This window comes from Undibacterium sp. GW821-FHT07F11, assembly GCF_059418665.1.
In genome coordinates this window covers 473624-495337 of record NZ_JBWKQH010000004.1, presented here as the reverse complement: position 1 = coordinate 495337, position 21714 = coordinate 473624, and the positions used below count along the sequence as shown (strand labels likewise).

Below are 21714 nucleotides of genomic sequence, written 5' to 3'. Positions count from 1 at the left end.
TTCGCTCAGGTTTTTAAAACTGAACCTGCCTCAGGCGATACATCCACCATGGTATTCAATGAATTCTATCTACAAAAAACTGTCGTCCTGTAGTACTTATCTCATCGTATGTGCAGCACTTGCACTTGCCCCTGTTGCGACTCACGCGCAAACCACGCAAGATGCGAAGCCAGATACAAACAGCGCTGCACCTGGCGTGCGCCGCATTGCCATCACCATTGATGACTTGCCATTCGAAACCCGGCATTTGAAACTCGCTGACGTGCAGCGTGCGACAAAAACCATGCTGGCAACTTTGCAAGCGCACAAAATCAAGGCACTGGGTTTTGTCAATGAAGACCGTTTGCTGGTCAAGGGCGAGGTCGATGCCCGCATAAGATTGCTGGAGTCATGGCTGGATGCGGGCATGGAATTGGGCAATCATAATTTTGCTCATCTGGGTTTTCATGGCAGCAGCCTGGCAAAGTATCAAGAGGCCGTGCTGCGCGGTGACACTGTCACACGCTGGCTGCTGCAAGAGCGCAAGCAGGTGCCGCGCTACTATCGTTTTCCCCACAACCAGACGGGCGATAACGCTGAAGTCCAGATGCAATTTGAACAGTTCCTGCACCAGCATGGCTACAAGATCGCGCCTTTCACGATAGAACATGATGATTTCATCTATGCCCGCGTGTATGAAGATGCGGTTCTGAAAAACCGCAAGGATGATGCAGAGCGCTTGCGCAAAGACTACCTGGCCAATCTCGATCGCGCCGTCAACACTTTCGAAACCATGAGTGATGAAATGTTTGGACGGCAGGTTTCTCACATCCTCAACATCCATGTCTCGCTATTGAATGCCGACATGCTGGACAAAATGCTGGGCAAACTGGAACAGCGCGGCTATCAATTCATTACCCTGGAAGAGGCATTGCAAGACCCGGCCTATCAACTGCCGGCCGGGCCTAGCGGTCAATATGGCATGTCATGGCTGGCGCGCTGGGCACGCATGGCAAAAAAACGCCTGTCAGTATATGGCCAGCCAGACCCTGAAGAATGGATCATGAAGCGGGATCAGGAGTTACAACATTGAGGGATTTTCCAATCGTTGGTTGGGCCGGGCCTCGCTAGGCCGGGCCTCGCTAGGACGGGCCTCGCTAGGCTATGCTTCATCAGCCCAACACTCGGCATTTAAATAACTTATACGTTTGTTGAGGCTCAGTGTTGGGCTAATACACCGTAGCCCAACCTACGGGCAGCCAGCAGCCCGATCTTGCTGACAAGTTTGGCTGTACGATCAAATACAAATGGTGGATAGCCATGCAGCTACCCACCATTTTTTAACTACACATTACCAGCACAATGATATCAGCGCACAGTTGGCACACTGCGCGGCACGATCGCAAATTCAGGCTGGGCAGAGTAATCAGGCAAGACACTCCGTTGCATGAATTTTTGCCAGGCTGTGGCACCACCGGTAAAACCAGAATCTGCTGAATACGCCAATGCTGGCTGCATATTCGATGGATAGCCCGTAGCTGAGCTTGAATAACCTGTCATCTCACCGACTTTCAATCCCAGTGCCTTTGCCATTTCCGGGCTGTTACAGGCCATGCCAGCGACGACAGGATTACGGCTGGCTTCATAAGCTTGCCCAAACGTGGTGTACAAGGGCGCAGTTGCACTTGCCCTGAGGTTGAGGCTGTAGATACCACCAAAAATCCAGCAATAATCCGGTGCCAGCATGCGGTTCACAGGGAACTTGGCTTTCCAGCTCAACAGCGGCTGGGCCTTGCTGTAGCCAAGCTCAACTGCGCGCCCTATGGCTGATGTGAAGAAGTCATCCATCCACGGTGCGATACCTATGCCATTGGCGTACACAATTGCGCCTGGGCCAGTAATGGCACCGAAGATATTGGCTGCCGCATTATTGCTGTAGGTCGTGTTGTAGTAATCGAGATTATTCGACAATATCCTGGTGAACTCGGCCTTGAGCACATCGTTGTCGGGCGTGATATAGGCTGTCTCGGCCAGGTTGCGTATATCCCATGCCTGCACCCTGACGTTAGACTGATAGATCAGACCCTGGACATTGGCGCGGTAACCGGGGTTGGTCTGGAACACATCCCACATGGCCCAGAACTGCATTTCTTCCAGGTGATAATAATCACCTGTGACCAGATAAGGCAGGTAACTGAAGGCTGGCGTATGCGCAGCATCGGCAGTATTGGTATTGGTACAGGTGCCGCCACAGACAGGGAAAGCTTCGCGCAACTTGGTAGCCGGGTTGTAGGTATCACCCGGATTACCCAGGATGGTCATGTAGGGATAATCACGCAGGCTGATGGGCCTGTCGGTTTTTTGATCGCGGTAATGGGCAGACCAACTGCCTGCCAGGTCTGCAGTCGCCAGCGTGGCATCTTTGGCGCGCTTGTCCATGCTCAACAGGTACGCAGCAGACCAGCCAGGCATGAGGCCGATATCAGGCCTGCCACCGGTGGTGGGCATGTACGCCATGGCCAGTCCCGGCCCCATGGGCTGGAAGTTGGCACCGCTCATGAGGTTTTTCATGCTGTTCAGCGATGCCTCTGAAATGATGATGCGCTGGTCATAATTGGGCACTGCCTTGCTGGCGATCAGGTAAGCCTTGTTATGTGCGATATGGGTTTGCGGTGCTACGCCCCACCAGAAAGTCTTGCGCCAGCGGGTATGGTGGAAATGGGTCAGGTTGGCTTTCGAAAACACGCTTTGCCCACCAATGACAACTTCGGCATCATAGGTGAAATTTTGCGGCGCAGGCTGGTATGCCCAGTCATTCTCTATCGTCACATCGACCCTGGCCTTGCTAAGGCCGGGGTAAGCACGTATGGCGAAACGGGCATGCAGATGTGGATGCGCAAGGCCAGTGGAATCGTAAAGTGGTGCCGATACCAGCCATTCACCCACTTGCGATCCGCTCAGCCAGTCTTGCATCTTGCTGCCCCTCAGTGCCTGGTCTATCGACGCGGTATACAACCTGCCAGCGACCGTGATATTGACACTACCATTGAAACCGGCATTGAGCAGATCACCAGGCTTGGCGGTCTGTGTAGGAATTGGTGCAGTCGTTGCCAGTTTCAATTGCAGGGTTTGCGTTTCGCTTTTACCGAGTTGCGGCAAAACGGCCGTAATGATGGCATGACGCACGGAGCCATCCGCATGCCTGGCTTTGACATCGACTTGCAAGGGGATGCTGATGCCGTTACTGAGTTGCCCTACAAGACCGTTCGCACCCGGCACATCGCCAACCGCAAAGGCCTGACCAAAAGTGACGGGGACATTGCTCTGTGCAATATCGGCAGTACTGCTGATTTTGACATCTGGCAGTGCGGCGCTGATGCCTATGCTACTCTGGACTTGCAAGACGGGTTTTGCAGTCTGGGCAAACGCGGAAGATAGTGCGAGCGTGAGCAAGGTCACGGCTGCACATGCAACCGGAATTTTTTTTGACATGATAATTTCACTTTCTCTTGTGGGAGGTGAGTTTGGGCATAGCGTATATGCCTCTTGAAACTGGAACCCGTTTCATCAGCATGGATGAACAGCGATGAGTTCCAGTAAATGATAGTCAAAAAATAACATCAGCACTTGACCGTTCATCGCCAGAACCTTACCGGTCATGCAGAAAACTTCAGAAACAAAATACCGTGCAACCAAGCACACAAATGGATACAAATTGTTGCAACTTTCAAAACTTTAAGCGGCTAAGATGGCCCACCCAATTTGATAAAAACAAGAATGAAAACCCTTCAAACAGCAGTGTCCGGTTCCCACAAAAAGACCATGTATCAGAGTGTGTCAACGCGCATGCTGGCGTGTATCAGCCTGGCCTTGCTGGCGACCGCCTGCAGCAAAAAAACTGAAGATGCATCAGCTTCATCTGTGGCACAAGCCAGTAGTGCCACCACGGCCAGCCAGGCTGCAATGACGCATACGCCTGCACCAGCCGCCCCATCTGCACCGGCCGCAGCCGGCGCCGACAAGTTGCAAGACTATATCGCCTGCTACAACCAGCTCGACAGAAATGCCCACCGCAGCATTGCCCGCTATCGCAGCTGGGTCAAGGATATGGATGCAGGCCCCAGCGGAAAAGAAATGGTGGTCTACGGCCTGTATAAAATCGATGTCGATGATATTGCCAAGTGCAAGACCAGCTTTGCTCAAGCGGTAAAAGGCACGCCAGGCAAACTCGACGCCGCCGCCACCACCTATATAGACAGCCTGGCAGAACTGGGCGCTTTGGTAGCCGACGCCGACGTGTATTACAGCCGTGAAAACTACAAGGATGATGCCTTCGCCAAGGGCAAAAAACTGCACGCACCTCTGGCCGCCAGCATCAAGAATTTTGAAGAAAAGAGTAATATTTTTTCTGATGAAATTGAAGCAGAAAACGACAAGGTCCTGGATGCAGAAATGCAGCAACTGGAAAAAACCGAAGGCCGCCAATTACCTTATCTGCAAATGGCATTGATGAGCAAGGCCAAGCATTTGATACGCCTGATCGGTGAAGAAAAATTCGACGCTGCTGCTGCCGCAAAAATCCTGGCCGATTATGAAAGCGTGACCGACGAAGCCATCGCCTACGTCAAAAAGAATAGCGAAAGCGCAGGCAGCGGTTGGTCAAGTCTGGAGAGAGCCACTGAAGATTATCGCAAGGCTGCCAAAGAACGTGTGCGCCGCATCCGTGACAAAGTGGCTTACAGCGAAGGCGAAAAAATGATGCTGAAACCAGGCTCAGGCTGGATGGTAGAAGGCAGCCAGGAAAAAGTCACCAAGGCTTACAATGAATTGATAGAGGCGAGCAATCGCATGCATCGCTGATACTAACTAATACTCGTTGATGCGGCACTTGTGCAATATCGATTTTGCGCAAGTCCCGTCCAAGGAACCAACCCGGTAGTACTCCAGGTCCCCATCTGGAGTTGCTCTTTACAATGCCCTTGTTTTTCGAGGGCATTTTTTTATGGTTGTACAGACTTACACTGCGCTGCCTGCTTATCAACTACTGCCTTGTCTCCAAACAGCAATTTCACGCCGCATAGCGAACCAAATATTTTGCTCTGGTCATGCCCTACTCCTTGCACATCAAAATAATGATGGCTGGCAGTTGTTGGCATGGGTTTGGCAACGGGCGTATGTTTGCCAAGATATTGCTCATACGTCCAATAGGCATGAGCACGGTCGTAGCGTGTTGGCCCTTCTGCTTCGGCACCGCAAGACTTGTCGAGTACGCGATGGTTGGGGTCGGTGTCCATGCTGCCGACCAGATAGGTCACCTGCCTTTGCAAGTGGCGTATATATAAATCCATGCCCGACATACCTTTTGCATAAGCGACCATGTCTTGCATGCCATAGCGGTAATCATCATAGGCGGGGCAGACGGTTTTGTCGTAGGGCGCAAAGCTGCCAGAGCCTGAGCGATCCGGTCTGTCTGGTGTGAAATACAGATAAGAAGACGGGTTCGCTACCACATACTGCACATCCAACCCTCTTGCCCGCAGGGCTTCATCGACATGGTTCAGCACGGCGTAACGATGTATCAACTGCCCACCGCCAGAATGCCCGGCGAAAATAATCTTCTTCAGCGATGGCATGCGCGACTTGTCTGCCAGCAGTTGGGCGATATCATCAAGCACCTGCAAAGAACTCAAACCCGCTTGTGTGCCCGTCCCTGGCAAGGCAGCATCACCACCTGCCCAGCCCTGCACAGACCATACCGGCATGCGGTCAAAACCCTTGCCGGGACTGTCAAGGTCGGGCTTGCCAGGAAAGTTGGGCGCCAGCACCAGCACTTCATCCAGCGAGCGGCCAGATGCCTGCAACAAGGCCATCGCTGCGGCATAGTAATCATCACCATTGCGCTGTATGCCATGCTGGACGATGATGACTTCACGTATTTCACGCAAGGCACTCAAGTCACCGCTCAGGCTGTGATTGGCATACACAGGAAAATCATAACCGTCCTGCTGGCCAGGTAGCGGCAGGTGTAAGCGCTGCCACGTGGGTGCGGCGCTGGCTGGCTGTATCAAACTGGAAATAGCCAAGGTCACGAACGTCAACTTACAGAAGAAATTAGATGCTTTCATGCCTGCCTCTGTGTATTTTGGGTGACTGGAATGATAGCATTGCCACACATTTGAATTTGAAGTTTGCACCCAACCAATAGGAAATTAAATGCAATGAAAAGTAGTATCTTTTGTTTTGCCACTGCCCTGCTATTTGCGTCAGGCAGTAGCTTTGCACAAGACACTGCTGGCAGTCTTCGTGAAGTCATTGCCTTGAGCATAGTTAATATGTACTACACGACGGCTGATGAACTAACATCTTTTTGCAGCCAGCTTGACCCGGCCTACAGCCCGCGCTTTGCAGTAAAGAGAGTGGAATGGGACAAGGACATCAAGCGTATGTATGTAATGAATTCTGCCATGTTTAAAATAATGGGATCGACAAAGAAATCATCGGCAGGCACCGCATCCGCGGACGGCCTGATTACGATCGCGGAAAAAATGATAGAGATGTCTAAGCAATCAGCAAAAAACTCAAATCCAGATTACGAAATCCCTGCAGAATGGAAAGAACTGAAGTTTGGGAAAAATATAAAAGAAGACGTGCAAATAAGCATGTCAGGTTTTGATGAAACAGAACAAAAGCGGCGCTGTGAATATGTGCTCACAAAAAGAGGCATGCCAGCAATACCGCTCAAAGAATTACCCTGATTGATTTTGACACTTACTAAAATCAGGCAATTCAAGCACCGTGTAAAAAACTCTGGCTAATGCTAGCATATGCCTCATGGAAGCGACCACACCGCCATGAGCAAGCACAACACCGACTGGATACGTCACGCGCCGGGATCTGAACGGCTGGAACGTATCGAAGCTTATTTCGCAGGTAACGCTTATGCGATGCACAGGCATGATACCTATGCCATAGGTAGCACGCTGGCGGGGGTGCAAAGCTTTGCCTATCGAGGCAGCGAGCGTCATAGCCTGCCAGGTGGCACTATCGTCCTGCACCCAGATGAAGCGCATGATGGACAGGCTGGCACTGGCGATGGCTTTCATTACCGCATGATCTATGTCGAGCCTGCCCTGATACAGCAAATCCTCGGCGGCCAGGCTTTGCCTTTTATCAAGCATGGCATCTCCAGCGACCCGCGCCTGTTTGCTGCTACCCTGCCCCTGCTGCAAGCCATGGACAAACCCATGGATGCGCTGGAAGAGCAGGATGCCCTGTTCGACCTGGCCCATGCCATGCATGCCTGTTCAGACAAACTCGCTGGCACAGCGGCCAGCAAACTGCATTTTGATTACCAGGCTGCTGAACGCGCGCGGGAATACATCCACAGCGCCATGACTGACAACATCACGCTGGATGAACTGGCCGGGCACAGTGGCCGCGACCGCTGGAGCCTGTCACGCGATTTCCGCCTGCTGTTTGGTACCAGCCCCTACCGCTACCTGACCATGCGCCGCCTTGACCTGGTCAAAACCTTGCTGATGCAAGGATATACACTGGTCAATGCAGCACTGGCTGCCGGGTTCAGCGATCAAAGTCATATGAGCAAGCATTTCAGCAAGGCCTTTGGCCTGACACCTTTGCGCTGGCTGAACATGCATGGCAAGGTACACAGGCCTTAACACCTGACGCACAAATGTACAAGAATTGCTTTTGCGTCTTGCGTATGCTTGGATTTTCACTCACCAAGCCAGGGACGCCAGCCATGAATGCGACAGCAATCAACGACAGTAAAATTTATCACAGCATTAATTTCTCTAACAAATTCAGCCTGTTCAGCGAACAATGGTCACAAAAAGTCATCGCCGAGATGAACGACTACCAGTTCAAAGTCGCCAAATTGCAAGGCGATTTCATCTGGCATGATCATGCCGACACAGACGAAAGCTTCATCGTCCTTGAAGGACAACTGCGCATCGATTTTCGCGATGGCCATGTGCTTATATCTGCTGGCGAAATGTTTGTCGTTCCCAAAGGCGTGGAACACAAACCCTATGCAGAAAATGAAGTCAAACTATTGCTCATAGAACCGCGTGGTGTGGTCAACACTGGCGAAGAAGGTGGTGAACGTACCAGTGAGCTGGATGTGTGGATATGAGGTTGATGCCGGTTGCGGATTAGTCTTGCGATCGACATGCCTCCCCGCGATGTAGCAGATGGCTCAAGGTAGGGCGCATTATAATGCGCCGCATGTGTGCGACGTGTACGGCACAGATAATTTCCCAAAGCATGCAATGATCTCATGCGGCGCATTGCAATGCGCCCTACGTCACGGCCGATTTAACATCGGTTTATTGTCAGACACAACCGCATGTGATCTCGTGGTGCTAATTGCATTAATGATGCCATCGCGACTATTACGACTATTCCGAAGACTTTAAAAACGTACCTCATATTCAACACAAAAATCTCAATACCGTCATGCCAGACTTGATCTGGCATCCAGCGGCATTTGTCGCGCCCCGATGTCGGTAATGATGGCTGACATCCCTACACACTTCCAATCACGAAATCTGCACAATTCAATCAACAACACGGCTTAAGGGCACTGGATGCCGGATCAAGTCAGGCATAACGGGTTGAGGGCTATTGTTCATCCTTGACATTGCCGTCTTTGATCTTGAGTTCATTGCGTGATTTACGCAGTACGGTCATTCGGGGCCGAGGCTTGCAGGGTGCACTGTGCGCACCGCTCTATCTCACCACAAAAAACCGGTGCGCATGGCGCACCCTGCAAAAGAACTCAAATCCCGCAGCGCTCCCAGATTGCCAAAGAAGATTTAATGAGGATTAAAGTATGTAACATTCCAAACGGACAATAAAAATCTTCCAGCGACAATACCAAAATTCTGTAGTATATTACATACTACAAGACAAAACATGATTGAAGATAGTTGCTATTACTGTCTTACTAACCACAAACCCAGCATGCCAATACCAGCCAGCACAGCCCCCCTAAGCCGTTCCCTCGCCCGTGAAGAGGTGTACCGCAGCCTCAAGCAATGGATCATAGAGTTGCAGCTTGCCCCCGGCGAAATACTGCGTGATCAGGATTTGGCAGCGCAGTTGGGCGTGTCACGCACGCCCGTGCGTGAAGCCTTGCGGCAGTTGGAGGATGAAGGTCTGGTCATCACCAGTTTTCATAAATGGACCAAGGTGGCACCATCGAATCTGGAGGATATCATCCAGCTTTATCCTGTGGTGGCTGCGCTGGAAACTGCCGCGCTGGAACTGGCCTTGCCGCGTCTGACGAGTGCAGACTTGCAAGAACTGGAAGCGACCAATGCTGCACTGGCGCAGGCCATTGCCATTCATGCGCATCAGCGTGCGACTGAGTTAGATGCGCATTTCCACGCCATCATCGTGCGTGCCAGCCAGAATCTGGAAATAGAAAAACTACTGGCCAATCTGCGCCCGCGCATCAAGCGCATAGAGCTGGCGCATTTTGGCGACCAGCGCATGGCACCGCAATCGGTAGAAGAGCATCAGGCCATCATCGCTGCCCTGCGTGCTGACGACACGAACGCAGCGGTACGGGCCATCAAGCAAAACTGGAGTCTGCCGCCTGAGTTATTGAAACTGGCTGCTACTACTGCATCCACATAAACCTGCCTGTCTATTTTGGAGAAACCCATGTCATCTGCCCTGCTCATCATCGATTTCCAGAACGCCATCTTCATAGCACCATCAGCCTATCAGGCAGACGTGATACTGGCACGCATCAGCGACCTGATCGCCAGGGCTCGCAAGGCGGGTATGCCCGTCGTATATGTACAGCATAATGAAGCAGGCACTGCATGGGAAAAAGAGTCAGACACCTGGCAGTTCCCCGCTGCAATTGCTCCTCAGGTTGGCGACTATGTTTGTGCCAAACAGCATAGCAGCGCCTTCCAGCAAACCGGCTTCCAGGCCGGGTTGGCGGAGCGCGGCATAGCCGAAATTTTTGTCTGCGGCTATGCCAGCGAATTTTGCCTCGACAGTGCGATACGTCAGGCAGCAGCGCTGGGTATCAAGACCAATGTGATTGCTGACGCGCACACCACGCGCAATCGCCCGCACCTGGATGCACCGACGATCAGCAATCACCACAACTGGGTCTGGAGCGAGATGGGGCAGATCAATGTCATCCCTGCTGCGCAATTACCATTCTGATTCACTTTATGAGATGGGGAAAACCATGACCGACATCAGCACCGGACTGGCACAACCTGCCAGCGATATCCCGCCAGGATTTGCATCGCTGTCGCAAGGCGTGTTTCACGCATCCACCATCGTCTTCCCGGATGTCGCGTCCTTCCTGCGCAGGCAGGCGCAAGCGCATACCGGATACAGCTATGGACAAAACGGCACGCCCACACACTATGCGCTGGCCAATAAACTGTCTGAGCTGGAAGGTGGCGGCCACACGGTGCTGGTGCCGACTGGCCTGGCCGCCATCGTCCTGGTCAACAGCATGTCGCTGAGCGCAGGTGACCATGTGCTTTTGCCTGACTCCATTTATGGCCCCACGCTGGAAACCACCAAAACCCTGTTCGCCAAATGGGGGGTGCGTCATACCATCTACCCCAATGATATAGGTACTGGCATCACTGATTTTTTTGAAGACGCTACCAAACTGGTATGGACGGAAAGCCCTGCCTCGAACAGCATGGAAATGCAGGACATACCCGCCATCGTCGCCGCTGCCCATGTGCGCCAGATCAAGGTGGCGATGGACAATACCTGGGCTACGGCACTGGGGTTCCGGGCGCTGGATGCTGGCGTGGATTTCAGCATACAAGCCCTGACCAAATATGTGGGTGGGCATTCTGACTTGCTGATGGGCGCAGTCAGCACACGCGATGAAACTGCATATCGCAGCCTGCGCGACACGGCAGAACTGCTAGGTTATTACGTTGCACCCGATGAATGCTTTCTGGCTCTGCGCGGCCTGCCCACGCTGGCATTGCGGCTGGAACGCCAGTATGCATCTGCCCTGCGCATTGCAGAATTTTTGCAAACCCATGCAGCAATAGACCAGCTCAATTACCCACCACTGCCAGGTGATGCTTATCATCATTTATGGAAGCGCGATTTCAAACTGGGTAACGGCTTATTGTCGTTCACTTTGAAGCAAGATAATCTCGAAGCGATCGAAAGTTTTGTCGCCGCCTTGCAGGTTTTTACATTGGGCAATAGCTGGGGTGGCGTGCATAGCCTGATCGCCGTCGCACCACAACGCGCCCCCAAAACCGGCTGGCTGCTACGCCTGCATGTGGGCATCGAACATGTTGATGATTTGCAGGCTGATCTTGAACGTGCGCTGGCCGCATTGCCTGAAATGGTGTCGCAAGCAAAACCACATGATAAACTGGCATCTGCATAAACAGGGACCAGACAGGGCATGCAGCGACAATGGATGAAAGCATCAATACACACTCCCAGGCAACTGAAGCCAAGAACGCAGACGCACGGCGCATGCATTTGCAGGTGCAGGTGCAGGTAACAGCGGATTTTTGCGCAGCCCTGGAAACAGAGTTGGCCGCGATGATGCATGAACGCCTTGTGGTATTTCGCCAGCGCTTCATACTCAGCAAATTGCAACTACGCATGCAGGGTTCATTAAAATATGTCATCGCCCTGGGGCTATGCCTGTCAGTAGCCATGATTTACCTCGACAGCATCAGCAGGCAGAGTATCAAGCTCGATATTGCTTTCTTCACCCTGTTTTCAGTTGCTTTTTTCCTGACCAGGGATATGGACAAGTTCATCGCCAGACGCGACAATCTGGTCAAACCCTACTGGCGATGGCTGGCAAGAACCAGGGCTTCCAGTATGCTCAGAATCGCAAAAAAAGCCCTGCCCTTCAGGGCAGAATATGAATTGCGCGACGATGTGATCGTGTACTACCGTATCAACAACACCGGTAGCAAACTTGCCTGGACCAGGAGTTTGAAGCACTGCTACCTGAGCGGCCAGCATGCGACTTTGCTTTATAAAAAAGAATCCTCGCTATATCCTTACATACTTATCATGCACGAAGCACCGGAGGAGTTGGCGTTGTATCTGGATGCGTTGGGGTTACAATCCATGCCATCGTCCCAGGCAAAAATGTCATGAAGAAAGTCAGACTCACCGCTGTACTTTTTGCACTCACCATCTGCTGCCAGACACAAGCCAGCGACTTCGCCGTGCAATTGCAAGCCCAGGGGTTTAGCAAGCAAGTGCGCCAGCGTAGAGGGGGGATCAGCATGGACCGTATCAATCTGCCGTTCTACGGTGTCAAGACAGATCAGGGAACCTTGCTTGTCACAGAAGGATTGCGTCGCCCAAATGGCATCACTTTTAACATGAGCAGCAAGCAATATCACTATGAAGCTCATGACAATGGTGAATTTGGCGGCGAACTCATCGCTATTGACGAGCAAGGCCAGAAGCTGATACTCAGCAAGGAAAACACCCGGGGATTTTTCAGGCTGGACGAACAGATCTATATACTCACAGGGCTGGCTCACTTGAGTATGGATCAGGGCCACCTTTATCGCCTGGATGAAAGTGGTAAGAAACCGATGCTCGTATCTGTCACATCACTAGCGGGCGCAGTTGTGGATATCGCCATAGCCAATAATCGGGTATATATACTGACACGTAATGATCTGGAAGTACTGGAATTTAGTCATGGTAAAACCAGGCGCGAAGTGCTGATCCACGACGCCCCCTGGTACAGTGTTCCTGCCAATCTTGCCCTGTCGGATGATCAGTTCATCATAGGCATGCATGCCGGCGTAGCTCTGGCGAGATATGACAAAGAGAGAAAATACATGAGCGTAGAATATTTCTCCAAATAGGAAGTCAGGTCTGAGTAAAAAACTCTGCAGCACGGTGAAACCTTAATGCACTTGCAAATTCGTGGCTTGCCCATAACTACAGAAAGTATCTACATCAGGAGTGTCTATCATGAACCAGCACAATAAAAATTTCTTCATGCTCCACAAGGCGGCAATCGGGCCGCCCGGGGTAATGAGGAACTATCATGAAATATCTCTCACGTTCTTTGCGCAGGCACCATGCTGCGCGTTTGAAAAAGAAACGTCAGCATTATTTTTATAGCTGGGAAGAAAAACTCAGTATCTTGCGCCTGGGTATAGCTTTGCATACTCCAACAAACTGCAGTTGCCATATGTGTGGTAATCCACGCAAGTATTTCAAAGAACGCACCATTCAGGAGAAACGCTGGCTGCAAGTAGTCGAATAATGCGGAATTAAATCGACTCTGTAAGTGCGATTAGCGCAGCGTAATCGCACGCATGCCTGGTAAACGACATCAAAAACATGGGGGGACCTGCAGCCATTTACATGTGCAACATACGTACGATTACGCGCCGCTAATCGTACCTACGACACTGACAAAATTTCCAGCAACCTCGCAAAGCCTGCCGGGATTTCATGCATCTGATCTGGTGAATAAAGCACATTCAATACCTGGTCTCCCAGACCAAGATCGACAACATCAATTGCCAGCCAGTCTTTAGACCAAAAATCTATCGCCCCGATTTTGGAGGAGGATGAAAATTCCAGTCTGTTCAAATCACCAAAATCGCCCTCCAGATATTCAGTCCAGGTCAGGACATAGGAAGCTGGCATCCGGGGCTCTACAAGTTCCTTGAAGTAGGCAAGGTGTTCATTCATATACGGTCGCGTTCAAATCGGGAACACGCATATTATCCTGAACGTATCGCCGGACGTCACAAATAAGGTTCAATGTTGCGCATGGCCCGCGCCACATAATCGTCTTTTTCGCCCACCGGCGCAACGTAGTGGATGGCGCCTTCTGCCGCCTCGATGCCTGCCAGACGGGCGATGATCCAGGCGGCCAGGTATTGCGATGCCAGGCAACCGCCAGCTGTGGCGACATTGTCCTTTGCGAAGAAGGGCTGGCTTAGCACCTCAACTCCGGCTTCCTGCACCCATGGTTTGGTGGTGAGATCAGTGCAGGCTGGCACGCTGTTGAGCAAACCCAGCTTGGCGAGTATCAATGTGCCTGAGCATTGCGCGGCCAGTAATTGTCTGGCTGGATCAAGCTGCAATTGCGCCATCAGGGCAGCATCTGCCACTACTTCGCGCGTGCGCATACCGCTGCCAACGATGACGGCGTCTGCCGTATTCGCTTCTGCCAGGGATATCTGTGATTCAAGCAAGAGGCCGTTCATCGAGCGCACCTGAGCCGTGGGGCTGGCGATGGACACGCGCCAGCCGGGTGTCTTGATGCGGTTCAGGATGCCGAGGGCAATCAGTGAATCAAGTTCGTTAAAGCCCTCAAATGTCAGGATAGCGATATGCATGTCTGCTCTTTCTTTATCAATGGAATGGCGATGAGGCATAATAGACTGACAAAACAATACAATCAAATAATTGTCATGGATACGCTTTGCGATGAACAGCCGTTATAAAGTTTTAGTCGATAGCTTTGCCAGTGAGATACGTTCAGGCCATTTACCGCCCGGCACACGCCTGCCTACACACCGCCAACTCGCGGCAAAGCATGGCCTGGCCCTGGTGACTGCTACCCGTGTTTATGCTGAGCTGGAAGCCATGGGGCTGGTCAGTGGCGAAACTGGGCGCGGTACCTTCGTGCGCGAAACTGCACTCTCCCCTGGCCATGGCATAGATCAGCATGCAACCGCAACGGGGATGGTTGACCTGAATTTTAATTATCCATCTTTGCCGGGCCAGACTGAATTATTGCGCACTGCGCTGCGTCAACTGGCATCCTCAGGTGACCTTGATGCCCTGCTGCGCTATCAGCCACATGCTGGCCGGCAGCATGAGCGGGCCGCTATCGCACGCCACCTTGCCAGCCGTGGATTGAATATACATGGCGAACAATTGCTCATCGTCAGTGGTGCCCAGCATGGCCTGGCTGCGACAGTGATGGCTTTGCTGCAGCCTGGTGATGTGGTGGCGGCAGATGCGCTGACTTACCCCGGCTTCAAGGTGGTAGCCGAAGCGCAGCGTCTGGAATTGTTGCCTATCCCCATGAACGAACATGGCCCTGATCTGAACGCGCTGGAGAAGTTATGCAAGCGGCGCAAAGTACGGGCGGTGTACACCATACCAACCATGCACAATCCACTGGGCTTTGTCATGGGCACGCAATGGCGACAAGAGCTGGTGAGTATTGCACGCAAACATGGGCTGCTCATCATAGAAGATGCCGCTTATGCGTTTTTGGCAAACAAGCCACCTGCACCACTGGCTGCGCTGGCACCAGAACTGACGGTGTATATATCCGGCTTCTCCAAGAATGTGTCCACCGGGCTCAGGGTAGGATATGTTGCAGCGCCCGCGCAATGGGTGAGCGCAATTGAACGCGCCATACGGGCCACGACCTGGAATACCCCTGCCCTCATGACAGCGCTGGTGTGCAACTGGCTCGATGATGGCACGGTAGCCCGACTGGAGAAAGAAAAGCGTGCAGATGCCAAAGCCAGGCAAACCCTGGCTGGCAAAGTACTTGCGGGATTTAACTACACCAGCCACCCTGCATCGTATTTTATCTGGCTGCCGCTGCCAGCAGAACTTCGTGCTGACCAGCTTGCCATCGCGCTGGAACGGGAACACATTGCGGTATCAACGGCTGAACCCTTTGCGACGACGGAGCATGTGCCGCATGCGATACGTCTGGCGCTGGGGTCGGTCGATATGGATGTGCTTAAAAGCGCGCTTGAAAAAGTCAGGTACGTGATCAATCAATATGCGTATTGATTGCTTCCTAAAAAACCTTGCATCGTTTAATTTTCAGTTCTTACTCTGAACCAGAAACCCAATTCAACAACACAGATTATTTTTCAACGGAGTATTAATCCACAGACCACCAAAGCCTAAGCTCGTAAAAGCGGTTATCAGATCGACGCGCCATGGAGAAAATAATTTCCATGTCAAACCATTCATCAACTGTTGAAAATACGATCTCATCATATTCAAGATCAGATTTGAGCATATTTATGAACTTATTTGCCAATGAGATCGATTCAGCATTAGGCTCTTTTACACCGAACTCCGCCTCACTCTGAGTCTGCTGCAAAAACCTGGCGAATTCCTTCATATCTAAAGTCGATAAAGCAGTTTGTCCTGGTTTACTCAGGCGGCAATGTGCTTGCCTAGATGCCTCAGTATATGTGTACACGAGGCCACCTTCTTGGTATTCGATATCCGATCTTTCTTGCATAACTTCAAGCAAGTTAAGCAATTCTTTTTTTAACATGGCGCACTTCCTGTATATTCAACCAGCCTGCACCTCAAGCCGCTGCCTCATCAATTCTACAAATGCATCCAGCGCCGGTTCAGGCCCCGCACCAAGATTGGCATTCGTCCCCATGTCATCGATCTCGCGCAAGACCGTGCCGCCGCCCATGGAAGTCTGCCCCAATACATAGTAGCGAATATGCTGGCTGGTCTTGTTGCGTACGACACCAGAAAAATGCGGTGCCAGTACCCAGGTGCCAGCACTTTGCTTGACTTCTTCCAGCGACTTGCCAGTCAGGTCTACTGGTGCAGCTTGCGGATAAACCAGCACCAGCAAGCTATGGGTGGCATCCAGCTCAAACTGGTGCCAGCGGTATTGCATGGCCTCTTCCTGCAGGCTGGGTATTTCCTGCGCTTTGCAACTGAGGTGATAAAACAGGTAGTAAGAATTCTCGTCGGCCTTTGCGACGATATCAAATAATTGTGCCGCCTGGCGGAAGACATAATGCGGCAATATCTGGTAAGCAATGTTGTAAGACAATTGTTTCAGCGATGCACGTGCCGGTGGTTTGCTTTTGAAAAAGTCGAACAGTCCCATGGTGTCTTCCCGGATTTTTTATATGTTTTTCTGTGCTTCGCCAATGAGAACTTGACTTACAAGGCGGCAGAGAGGATGACAAATGAAACCATGGCGGACAGCGATTTGTCAAATGGCCGGGTCAGCCATGATTGGGGACACGCAAGATTCCTGCATGCGTCTGCGCGGCACAGATTTTTTGTCCCGAGATGTTGTGGCACCATGCGGCGCATTGAAATGCGCCCTAGGTCACGGCATATTCTGCAAAATCAGGCCAACGCTTCCAGCGCCCGCGCCAGCACTTCCACATCATCCAAAGTATTCAAGTAAGAAAACGAAGCCCGCGCTATGCTGTGCAGGCCACGTTCCTGCATGTCCAGCGGGGTATAAGGCACACCGTTTGCGCCTATGTAGATGCGTTGCTGGGCGAGTTTGTTTTTTAATGCCATCGCATCATGACCATGCAGGTTGAAGGCGACTATGCCTGACTGCGGCCCCGCACCCAGATCATGCAGGCTGACGCCGGGGATACTTGCCAGACGCTCGCGGCAGGCTTTTGCCAATACTGCACTCACAGCACCCAGGTTGGCGACACCCATGTTCAATGCCAGTTTGACGGACTCGGCCAAACCCAGTTGCAGGGCGACTGCGGCTTCGCTGGTTTCAAAGCGGCGGGCGTCATTGCGTAGATTGATTTCATCTTCTGCCAGGGGGGCAGATGAGACATCCACCCAGGCAGGTTCGAGCTTGTCCAGGAATGATTTGCGCACATATAGCAAGCCCGTGCCGCGAGGCCCGCGCAAGTGTTTGCGGCCTGCGCTTTTTAATACATCACATTGCAGGGCTTTGACATCGACCGGCACCTGGCCCAGGGCTTGCCCGGCGTCGATGATATAGGGCACACCTGCGGCGACCGCGACCTTGCCGATGGCTGCGGCATCATTGATGAGGCCGCTATTGGCGGGTAGCCAGGTCAGTGAGATCAGGCGCACATGCTTATCGATCATCTGCGCCAGCGCATTGGCATCAACACTGCCGTCGGCATGGCAGGGGATGCTTTCTACCCTTGCGCCCGCAAGTTGTGCGGCGCGCTGGTAGTTTGCCAGGTTGCCGCCCCACTCTTGCCGCCCTACCAGTATGCGGTCACCCTGCTGCAAGCTGGGCATGGCGGCGAAAGCGCTGCCAAAGGCGCTGGAGCCAGATGTCATAAGGGCGATTTCATCGCTGCTGGCGTTGATGAGCGCTGCGGCATCTTCGCGCAGGGCTTGCAATCTGTCGGCTACCAGCAAGGCAGCCTCCATGGGGCCGACTTGTGCTTCCAGATCCAGATGAGCATGGATGGCCTGCAGTGCAGCTTGCGGCAATAGCGAGGCACCAGCATGATTCAGGTGCGTACCCTTATCGATGCCCGGCGTTTGAGCACGCAATTGCGCCAGTTGTTCAACACTGATCATGCTGCCACCAGAGTGACAATCGCATCGACTTCCACCGCTGCACCTGTGGGCAAACTGGATACACCTATCGCCGTACGCGCATGGCGACCACGCTCACCGAGGACAGCAACAAAGAGATCAGATGCGCCATTGGCTATGGCGCTGTGGCCGTCAAAGTCCGGGCTGGCCGCGATGAAGACACCCAGGCGCTGCACCTGGACTATGCGCGTGATATCGCCACCGGTAACGGCATCTATCACGGCCAACAAGCGCAGTGCCGCCATTTCAGCTTCTTTGTGTGCGGCCTCTACCGAGCCGCCTGCACCCAGCACGCCGCCCTTGGCAGTGCCGGGGTTGCCGATTTGCCCGGCGATGATGAGCTGGTTACCCTGCAAGGTATAGCTAAGGTAATTCGCCGCTGGTGCTTTGACGGGCGGCAGGGTGTGGCCGAGTTCTTGCAATTTTTTTGAGATGCTAGTCATGGTTGTATTTTTAAGCGAGGGTGGAATTAATCGATAACAAAAGCTTGCCCTGGGTGCCGCGCTCTGCCAGTGCAATATGAGCTTGCGCAACATCTGCCAGCGCATATTCGGCATGGATACGCAGCTTCACCGTGCCATTGGCCAGGTAATCAAACACTTTGCTGGCATGCGCCTGCAGGGCAGCGGATGTGTTCAGGTAATGCGGCAAGACCGGGCGTGTCAGGGTGATGCTCTTCTTCATGAGTTGCAAGACATCAACAGGATCAGGCTGGCCGCTGGCTGCGCCAAACAAAATGACGTGACCGCAAGGGGCGACGACATCCAGGCTCTGGGTGAAGGTGCTTTTGCCGACGGAGTCAAACGCCACAGCTACACCACGTCCCTGGGTTTTATCCAGCACGTGGGCGACCCAGTCTTTACCGTCCGCATAAGCCACAGGCTGCGCGCCAACACTGCTCAACCAGTCAGCCTTGCTGGCAGACGATGCCGTACCAAACACCGTCAGGCCGCGTGCCACCAGCAATTGCACCAGCCAGCCGCCGACGCCACCGGCAGCAGCATGCACCAGCACTGATCCAGATACCGGCAAGCGCGCCACATCATCAGCCAGCATGATGGCGGTAAGGCCATGTTCTATGGAGGCGCAGGCATCACGCAGGCTGACTGCATCCGGTATGCGTATCAGATTGGCGGCAGGTACGGCCACCTGGCTGGCATAAGTACCCTGCACGCCCGTGGTGTAGGCTACCCGGTCACCTGCGTGCCAGCCGCTGCCCGCCGGTGCTGTAGCGATGATGCCAGTACCCTCTATGCCCATGGGCCAGACTTGCCTGACACCAGGGTAGCGGCCTTCGCGCTGGTAGATATCAACAAAATTCACACCTGCCCAGGCAGCATTGACGATAACCTCGCCACTTGGTGCAGACACTTCCTGCAGTTGTAATTGCTCAGGCCCGCCAAACTGGTTCACGATAATTGCTTGCATGGTATTTCCCTTAAACATGTTGATACCGAACTTAGTGGCACCATTATTGTCGTAATATAGGTGAGTAAAAAACGATACTTTCGCAATATGAAAGTGAGGAAAATTCAATATGCAAGGAAAACTGCCGCCCCTGTTCACGCTGCAAGCTTTTGAGGCAGCCTCGCGCCTGGGCAGTTTTAGCCGCGCTGCCGATGAGCTGAGCCTGACGCCGGGTGCCATCAGCCGCCAGATACGCCAACTGGAAGACTGGAGCAGCCTGACCCTGTTCAAGCGCCATGGCCCCAGGGTCAGCCTGACGGATGACGGCGCAGCCCTGTTGACACGCCTGGCAGGTCCCTTGTCGGCCCTGCACCAGGCCATCTATCCACCGGCAGATGCTACGCAAAAAACCCTGCACATCACCACTCTGGCATCGATTGCCAAAGAATGGTTGCTGCCACGGCTGGCCAGCTTCAGCGCTATCCATCCTCACATACGCCTGATCATCGATACCGACTATGCCCTGGTGCGCGCCGCCCCGCGTGTGGCGATGGTGGCGATACGCCACGGTGCCAGGCAAAGCACGGACCAGATTTGCGAAACCCTGTTCACGGATAGGCTGCTGGCCATGACTTCGCCAGAACTTAAAGCCAGGCTGGGCACAGATGCGCGCCTGTGGCCCGCATCAGCCATGCTGCAACACCTGTCACTGGACCCGGCAAACTGGTTGTCCGCCGCTGGCCTGCCCGAAGATTTCACTTTGCAGGGCCAGGCATATAACGATGCCGATGTCTTGCTCGAAGCCGCCCAGCACAGCCAGGGCATCGCCCTGGGACGCCTGAGTATCGCCTGGCGTCGCCTGCAGGCTGGTAGTCTGGTACTGGCTAGCGATACCATCTGCCCTACCTCACGCGACAATCTGCTGGTCTTGCGGGAAGACAGCGCCACCTTGCCCGAAGTGCAAGCGTTTACAGGCTGGCTGCGTGAGCAGGCGCGGCTGTGGCAGCTGGAAGTGGATAAGTTCGACAACGAGCATCATGTCTTGCAGGTAACAGAAAAATAAATACTCCGTCCTGGAGGGAAACCACTTTTGCCGGGCAAATTGAACCTTAGGCTGATTCAACTGTCTGAATACCGGACATAGCCCTGACGAAAATCCAAATGAAGATTAAAATAAGGGCATTACAGCCATACTTCTGCAGCCTTACTTCGAGAGTCGCTTCATGAAACCAGTGAACAAAACCATAGACCTGGCCAGCATTGGCGCTGTAGCAGGTATAGCAGCGTTGGCCGGACTGCTGTTGTTCAATATCCATGAAACCAGGCAAGCTGTTGTTGCCAGCCTTCAAGCCAGCAATGCCGTCAAACTGGCAGCAGGCAATGCCAAACCAGCCTCCCGCCTGGTTGGCAAATCAGACTGGAAGCAGTTAAGCGCTGCCCAGCAAAAAACCTTGTCGCCGCTGGTGTCGCAATGGGACAAGCTGGACGACAGGAACAAAGCAAAGTGGGTCAACATTGCAGACCGCTATGCCAGCCTGAAGCCTGAAGAACAAAAGCGCATGCAAAGGCGTATGGAATTATGGGCACAGCTCAGTCCCGAAGAAAAACAGATCGCCCGCCTGCATTACTCACAGGCTAAAAAAATCGAAGCCGCCCAAAAAAACAAACAATGGGAGCTGTACCAGCAATTGCCAACAGAGAAAAAACAATTCCTGGCCAGTGGTGCGCCTTTCCAGTTCGTGACATCACAAACACCAAAAACCCTGGCGAACAACATCACTACCGCTAGTGCAGAAAATGCCATCACATCTGCGACAGAACAAAATTCAGCCTCTGGTAGCGTGACATCTGACGTAGAAGTATCAGCTTCACCAGCCAGTAATGGTGATTTGCCTGTGGTGGTGAAGTAAGTATTTTAAGGCAAGGAACTGGCATACAGCCACCTTCAGGTACTTGCATCCTGATCAGATTAATGTAATTCTCAGGCATCACATTTCC

At 52.8% G+C, this 21714-nt stretch carries 23 protein-coding genes; 14 read left to right on the top strand and 9 right to left on the bottom strand.

Annotation, left to right across the window (positions count from 1 at the left end):
* The first annotated feature begins 58 nt into the window (after positions 1-58).
* Positions 59-1072: a polysaccharide deacetylase family protein gene (locus tag AC07OI_RS12770; RefSeq protein ID WP_495257489.1), complete on the top strand. Its 1014-nt coding sequence runs from the start codon at positions 59-61 to the stop codon at positions 1070-1072.
* Between the two features lie 275 nt (positions 1073-1347).
* Here the strand turns inward: AC07OI_RS12770 and AC07OI_RS12765 are convergent, their stop codons facing one another.
* The gene (locus tag AC07OI_RS12765; RefSeq protein ID WP_495257488.1) at positions 1348-3471 is read right to left on the bottom strand and encodes a hypothetical protein; all 2124 of its coding nucleotides are present in this window, start codon (positions 3469-3471) and stop codon (positions 1348-1350) included.
* 285 nt (positions 3472-3756) lie between these two features.
* Here AC07OI_RS12765 and AC07OI_RS12760 point away from each other — a divergent pair, with 285 nt between their 5' ends.
* Entirely contained in the window at positions 3757-4839 is a 1083-nt protein-coding gene (locus AC07OI_RS12760) for a YiiG family protein (RefSeq protein ID WP_495257487.1), read from the top strand.
* A 140-nt stretch (positions 4840-4979) separates the two neighbouring features.
* Here AC07OI_RS12760 and AC07OI_RS12755 read toward each other — a convergent pair whose 3' ends face one another.
* The gene (locus AC07OI_RS12755) at positions 4980-6104 is read right to left on the bottom strand and encodes a hypothetical protein (protein ID WP_495257486.1); all 1125 of its coding nucleotides are present in this window, start codon (positions 6102-6104) and stop codon (positions 4980-4982) included.
* A 93-nt stretch (positions 6105-6197) separates the two neighbouring features.
* Between AC07OI_RS12755 and AC07OI_RS12750 the strand changes: the two genes are divergently transcribed.
* The 9 genes from AC07OI_RS12750 (at position 6198) to AC07OI_RS12710 (ending at position 13270) form a co-directional block, all read left to right on the top strand.
* The gene (locus AC07OI_RS12750) at positions 6198-6734 is read left to right on the top strand and encodes a hypothetical protein (protein WP_495257485.1); all 537 of its coding nucleotides are present in this window, start codon (positions 6198-6200) and stop codon (positions 6732-6734) included.
* Positions 6735-6830: 96 nt separating this feature from the next.
* The gene (locus tag AC07OI_RS12745; protein WP_495257484.1) at positions 6831-7658 is read left to right on the top strand and encodes an AraC family transcriptional regulator; all 828 of its coding nucleotides are present in this window, start codon (positions 6831-6833) and stop codon (positions 7656-7658) included.
* An 83-nt stretch (positions 7659-7741) separates the two neighbouring features.
* Positions 7742-8134: a cupin domain-containing protein gene (locus AC07OI_RS12740; RefSeq protein ID WP_495257483.1), complete on the top strand. Its 393-nt coding sequence runs from the start codon at positions 7742-7744 to the stop codon at positions 8132-8134.
* 782 nt (positions 8135-8916) lie between these two features.
* Positions 8917-9642 carry a GntR family transcriptional regulator gene (locus tag AC07OI_RS12735; RefSeq protein ID WP_495257482.1) on the top strand — a complete coding sequence of 242 codons (726 nt, stop codon included), beginning with the start codon at positions 8917-8919 and terminating at the stop codon, positions 9640-9642.
* A 27-nt stretch (positions 9643-9669) separates the two neighbouring features.
* Complete coding sequence (locus AC07OI_RS12730) at positions 9670-10188, top strand: isochorismatase family protein (RefSeq protein WP_495257481.1); 519 nt, start codon at positions 9670-9672, stop codon at positions 10186-10188.
* Positions 10189-10213: 25 nt separating this feature from the next.
* On the top strand, positions 10214-11401 hold the full coding sequence (locus tag AC07OI_RS12725; protein WP_495257480.1) for a trans-sulfuration enzyme family protein: 1188 nt from the start codon (positions 10214-10216) through the stop codon (positions 11399-11401).
* 29 nt (positions 11402-11430) lie between these two features.
* Positions 11431-12135, top strand: a complete 705-nt coding sequence (locus AC07OI_RS12720; RefSeq protein WP_495257479.1) for a hypothetical protein — start codon at positions 11431-11433, stop codon at positions 12133-12135.
* A complete protein-coding gene (locus tag AC07OI_RS12715) occupies positions 12132-12863 on the top strand; it encodes a hypothetical protein (protein ID WP_495257478.1) in 732 nt (243 codons plus the stop codon). The genes AC07OI_RS12720 and AC07OI_RS12715 overlap by 4 nt, the downstream gene beginning before the upstream one ends.
* Positions 12864-13048: 185 nt before the next feature.
* Positions 13049-13270: a hypothetical protein gene (locus AC07OI_RS12710; protein ID WP_495257477.1), complete on the top strand. Its 222-nt coding sequence runs from the start codon at positions 13049-13051 to the stop codon at positions 13268-13270.
* 140 nt (positions 13271-13410) lie between these two features.
* Here the strand turns inward: AC07OI_RS12710 and AC07OI_RS12705 are convergent, their stop codons facing one another.
* Positions 13411-13704, bottom strand: a complete 294-nt coding sequence (locus AC07OI_RS12705) for a hypothetical protein (RefSeq protein ID WP_495257476.1) — start codon at positions 13702-13704, stop codon at positions 13411-13413.
* Between the two features lie 56 nt (positions 13705-13760).
* Positions 13761-14357 (bottom strand): DJ-1/PfpI family protein, encoded by a 597-nt coding sequence (locus AC07OI_RS12700; RefSeq protein WP_495257475.1) that lies wholly within the window; start codon positions 14355-14357, stop codon positions 13761-13763.
* 91 nt (positions 14358-14448) lie between these two features.
* Here AC07OI_RS12700 and AC07OI_RS12695 point away from each other — a divergent pair, with 91 nt between their 5' ends.
* Positions 14449-15780: an aminotransferase-like domain-containing protein gene (locus AC07OI_RS12695; protein WP_495257474.1), complete on the top strand. Its 1332-nt coding sequence runs from the start codon at positions 14449-14451 to the stop codon at positions 15778-15780.
* Between the two features lie 94 nt (positions 15781-15874).
* On the opposite strand, the gene AC07OI_RS12690 is transcribed toward AC07OI_RS12695, so the two are convergent.
* From AC07OI_RS12690 to AC07OI_RS12670, 5 genes are all read right to left on the bottom strand, one after another.
* Positions 15875-16279: a hypothetical protein gene (locus AC07OI_RS12690; RefSeq protein ID WP_495257473.1), complete on the bottom strand. Its 405-nt coding sequence runs from the start codon at positions 16277-16279 to the stop codon at positions 15875-15877.
* Positions 16280-16297: 18 nt separating this feature from the next.
* On the bottom strand, positions 16298-16858 hold the full coding sequence (locus AC07OI_RS12685; RefSeq protein ID WP_495257472.1) for a hypothetical protein: 561 nt from the start codon (positions 16856-16858) through the stop codon (positions 16298-16300).
* A gap of 248 nt (positions 16859-17106) precedes the next feature.
* On the bottom strand, positions 17107-18291 hold the full coding sequence (locus AC07OI_RS12680) for an aminotransferase class V-fold PLP-dependent enzyme (protein ID WP_495257471.1): 1185 nt from the start codon (positions 18289-18291) through the stop codon (positions 17107-17109).
* Complete coding sequence (locus tag AC07OI_RS12675) at positions 18288-18752, bottom strand: RidA family protein (RefSeq protein ID WP_492701667.1); 465 nt, start codon at positions 18750-18752, stop codon at positions 18288-18290. Before AC07OI_RS12675 ends, AC07OI_RS12680 begins: the two co-directional genes overlap by 4 nt.
* A gap of 10 nt (positions 18753-18762) precedes the next feature.
* On the bottom strand, positions 18763-19737 hold the full coding sequence (locus AC07OI_RS12670) for a quinone oxidoreductase family protein (RefSeq protein ID WP_495257470.1): 975 nt from the start codon (positions 19735-19737) through the stop codon (positions 18763-18765).
* A gap of 109 nt (positions 19738-19846) precedes the next feature.
* Between AC07OI_RS12670 and AC07OI_RS12665 the strand changes: the two genes are divergently transcribed.
* Both AC07OI_RS12665 and AC07OI_RS12660 read left to right on the top strand, forming a co-directional pair.
* Positions 19847-20779 (top strand): LysR family transcriptional regulator, encoded by a 933-nt coding sequence (locus tag AC07OI_RS12665; protein WP_495257469.1) that lies wholly within the window; start codon positions 19847-19849, stop codon positions 20777-20779.
* Positions 20780-20939: 160 nt separating this feature from the next.
* The gene (locus AC07OI_RS12660) at positions 20940-21626 is read left to right on the top strand and encodes a DUF3106 domain-containing protein (RefSeq protein WP_495257468.1); all 687 of its coding nucleotides are present in this window, start codon (positions 20940-20942) and stop codon (positions 21624-21626) included.
* Positions 21627-21714 lie beyond the last annotated feature (88 nt).

Excerpts from the sequence above, each read along its gene's own strand:
- AC07OI_RS12770 (WP_495257489.1), top strand. The coding sequence starts at position 59 with ATGAATTCTATCTACAAAAAACTGTCGTCCTGTAGTACTTATCTCATC.
- AC07OI_RS12765 (WP_495257488.1), bottom strand. The coding sequence starts at position 3,471 with ATGTCAAAAAAAATTCCGGTTGCATGTGCAGCCGTGACCTTGCTCACG.
- AC07OI_RS12760 (WP_495257487.1), top strand. The coding sequence starts at position 3,757 with ATGAAAACCCTTCAAACAGCAGTGTCCGGTTCCCACAAAAAGACCATG.
- AC07OI_RS12755 (WP_495257486.1), bottom strand. The coding sequence starts at position 6,104 with ATGAAAGCATCTAATTTCTTCTGTAAGTTGACGTTCGTGACCTTGGCT.
- AC07OI_RS12750 (WP_495257485.1), top strand. The coding sequence starts at position 6,198 with ATGAAAAGTAGTATCTTTTGTTTTGCCACTGCCCTGCTATTTGCGTCA.
- AC07OI_RS12745 (WP_495257484.1), top strand. The coding sequence starts at position 6,831 with ATGAGCAAGCACAACACCGACTGGATACGTCACGCGCCGGGATCTGAA.
- AC07OI_RS12740 (WP_495257483.1), top strand. The coding sequence starts at position 7,742 with ATGAATGCGACAGCAATCAACGACAGTAAAATTTATCACAGCATTAAT.
- AC07OI_RS12735 (WP_495257482.1), top strand. The coding sequence starts at position 8,917 with ATGATTGAAGATAGTTGCTATTACTGTCTTACTAACCACAAACCCAGC.
- AC07OI_RS12730 (WP_495257481.1), top strand. The coding sequence starts at position 9,670 with ATGTCATCTGCCCTGCTCATCATCGATTTCCAGAACGCCATCTTCATA.
- AC07OI_RS12725 (WP_495257480.1), top strand. The coding sequence starts at position 10,214 with ATGACCGACATCAGCACCGGACTGGCACAACCTGCCAGCGATATCCCG.
- AC07OI_RS12720 (WP_495257479.1), top strand. The coding sequence starts at position 11,431 with ATGGATGAAAGCATCAATACACACTCCCAGGCAACTGAAGCCAAGAAC.
- AC07OI_RS12715 (WP_495257478.1), top strand. The coding sequence starts at position 12,132 with ATGAAGAAAGTCAGACTCACCGCTGTACTTTTTGCACTCACCATCTGC.
- AC07OI_RS12710 (WP_495257477.1), top strand. The coding sequence starts at position 13,049 with ATGAAATATCTCTCACGTTCTTTGCGCAGGCACCATGCTGCGCGTTTG.
- AC07OI_RS12705 (WP_495257476.1), bottom strand. The coding sequence starts at position 13,704 with ATGAATGAACACCTTGCCTACTTCAAGGAACTTGTAGAGCCCCGGATG.
- AC07OI_RS12700 (WP_495257475.1), bottom strand. The coding sequence starts at position 14,357 with ATGCATATCGCTATCCTGACATTTGAGGGCTTTAACGAACTTGATTCA.
- AC07OI_RS12695 (WP_495257474.1), top strand. The coding sequence starts at position 14,449 with ATGAACAGCCGTTATAAAGTTTTAGTCGATAGCTTTGCCAGTGAGATA.
- AC07OI_RS12690 (WP_495257473.1), bottom strand. The coding sequence starts at position 16,279 with ATGTTAAAAAAAGAATTGCTTAACTTGCTTGAAGTTATGCAAGAAAGA.
- AC07OI_RS12685 (WP_495257472.1), bottom strand. The coding sequence starts at position 16,858 with ATGGGACTGTTCGACTTTTTCAAAAGCAAACCACCGGCACGTGCATCG.
- AC07OI_RS12680 (WP_495257471.1), bottom strand. The coding sequence starts at position 18,291 with ATGATCAGTGTTGAACAACTGGCGCAATTGCGTGCTCAAACGCCGGGC.
- AC07OI_RS12675 (WP_492701667.1), bottom strand. The coding sequence starts at position 18,752 with ATGACTAGCATCTCAAAAAAATTGCAAGAACTCGGCCACACCCTGCCG.
- AC07OI_RS12670 (WP_495257470.1), bottom strand. The coding sequence starts at position 19,737 with ATGCAAGCAATTATCGTGAACCAGTTTGGCGGGCCTGAGCAATTACAA.
- AC07OI_RS12665 (WP_495257469.1), top strand. The coding sequence starts at position 19,847 with ATGCAAGGAAAACTGCCGCCCCTGTTCACGCTGCAAGCTTTTGAGGCA.
- AC07OI_RS12660 (WP_495257468.1), top strand. The coding sequence starts at position 20,940 with ATGAAACCAGTGAACAAAACCATAGACCTGGCCAGCATTGGCGCTGTA.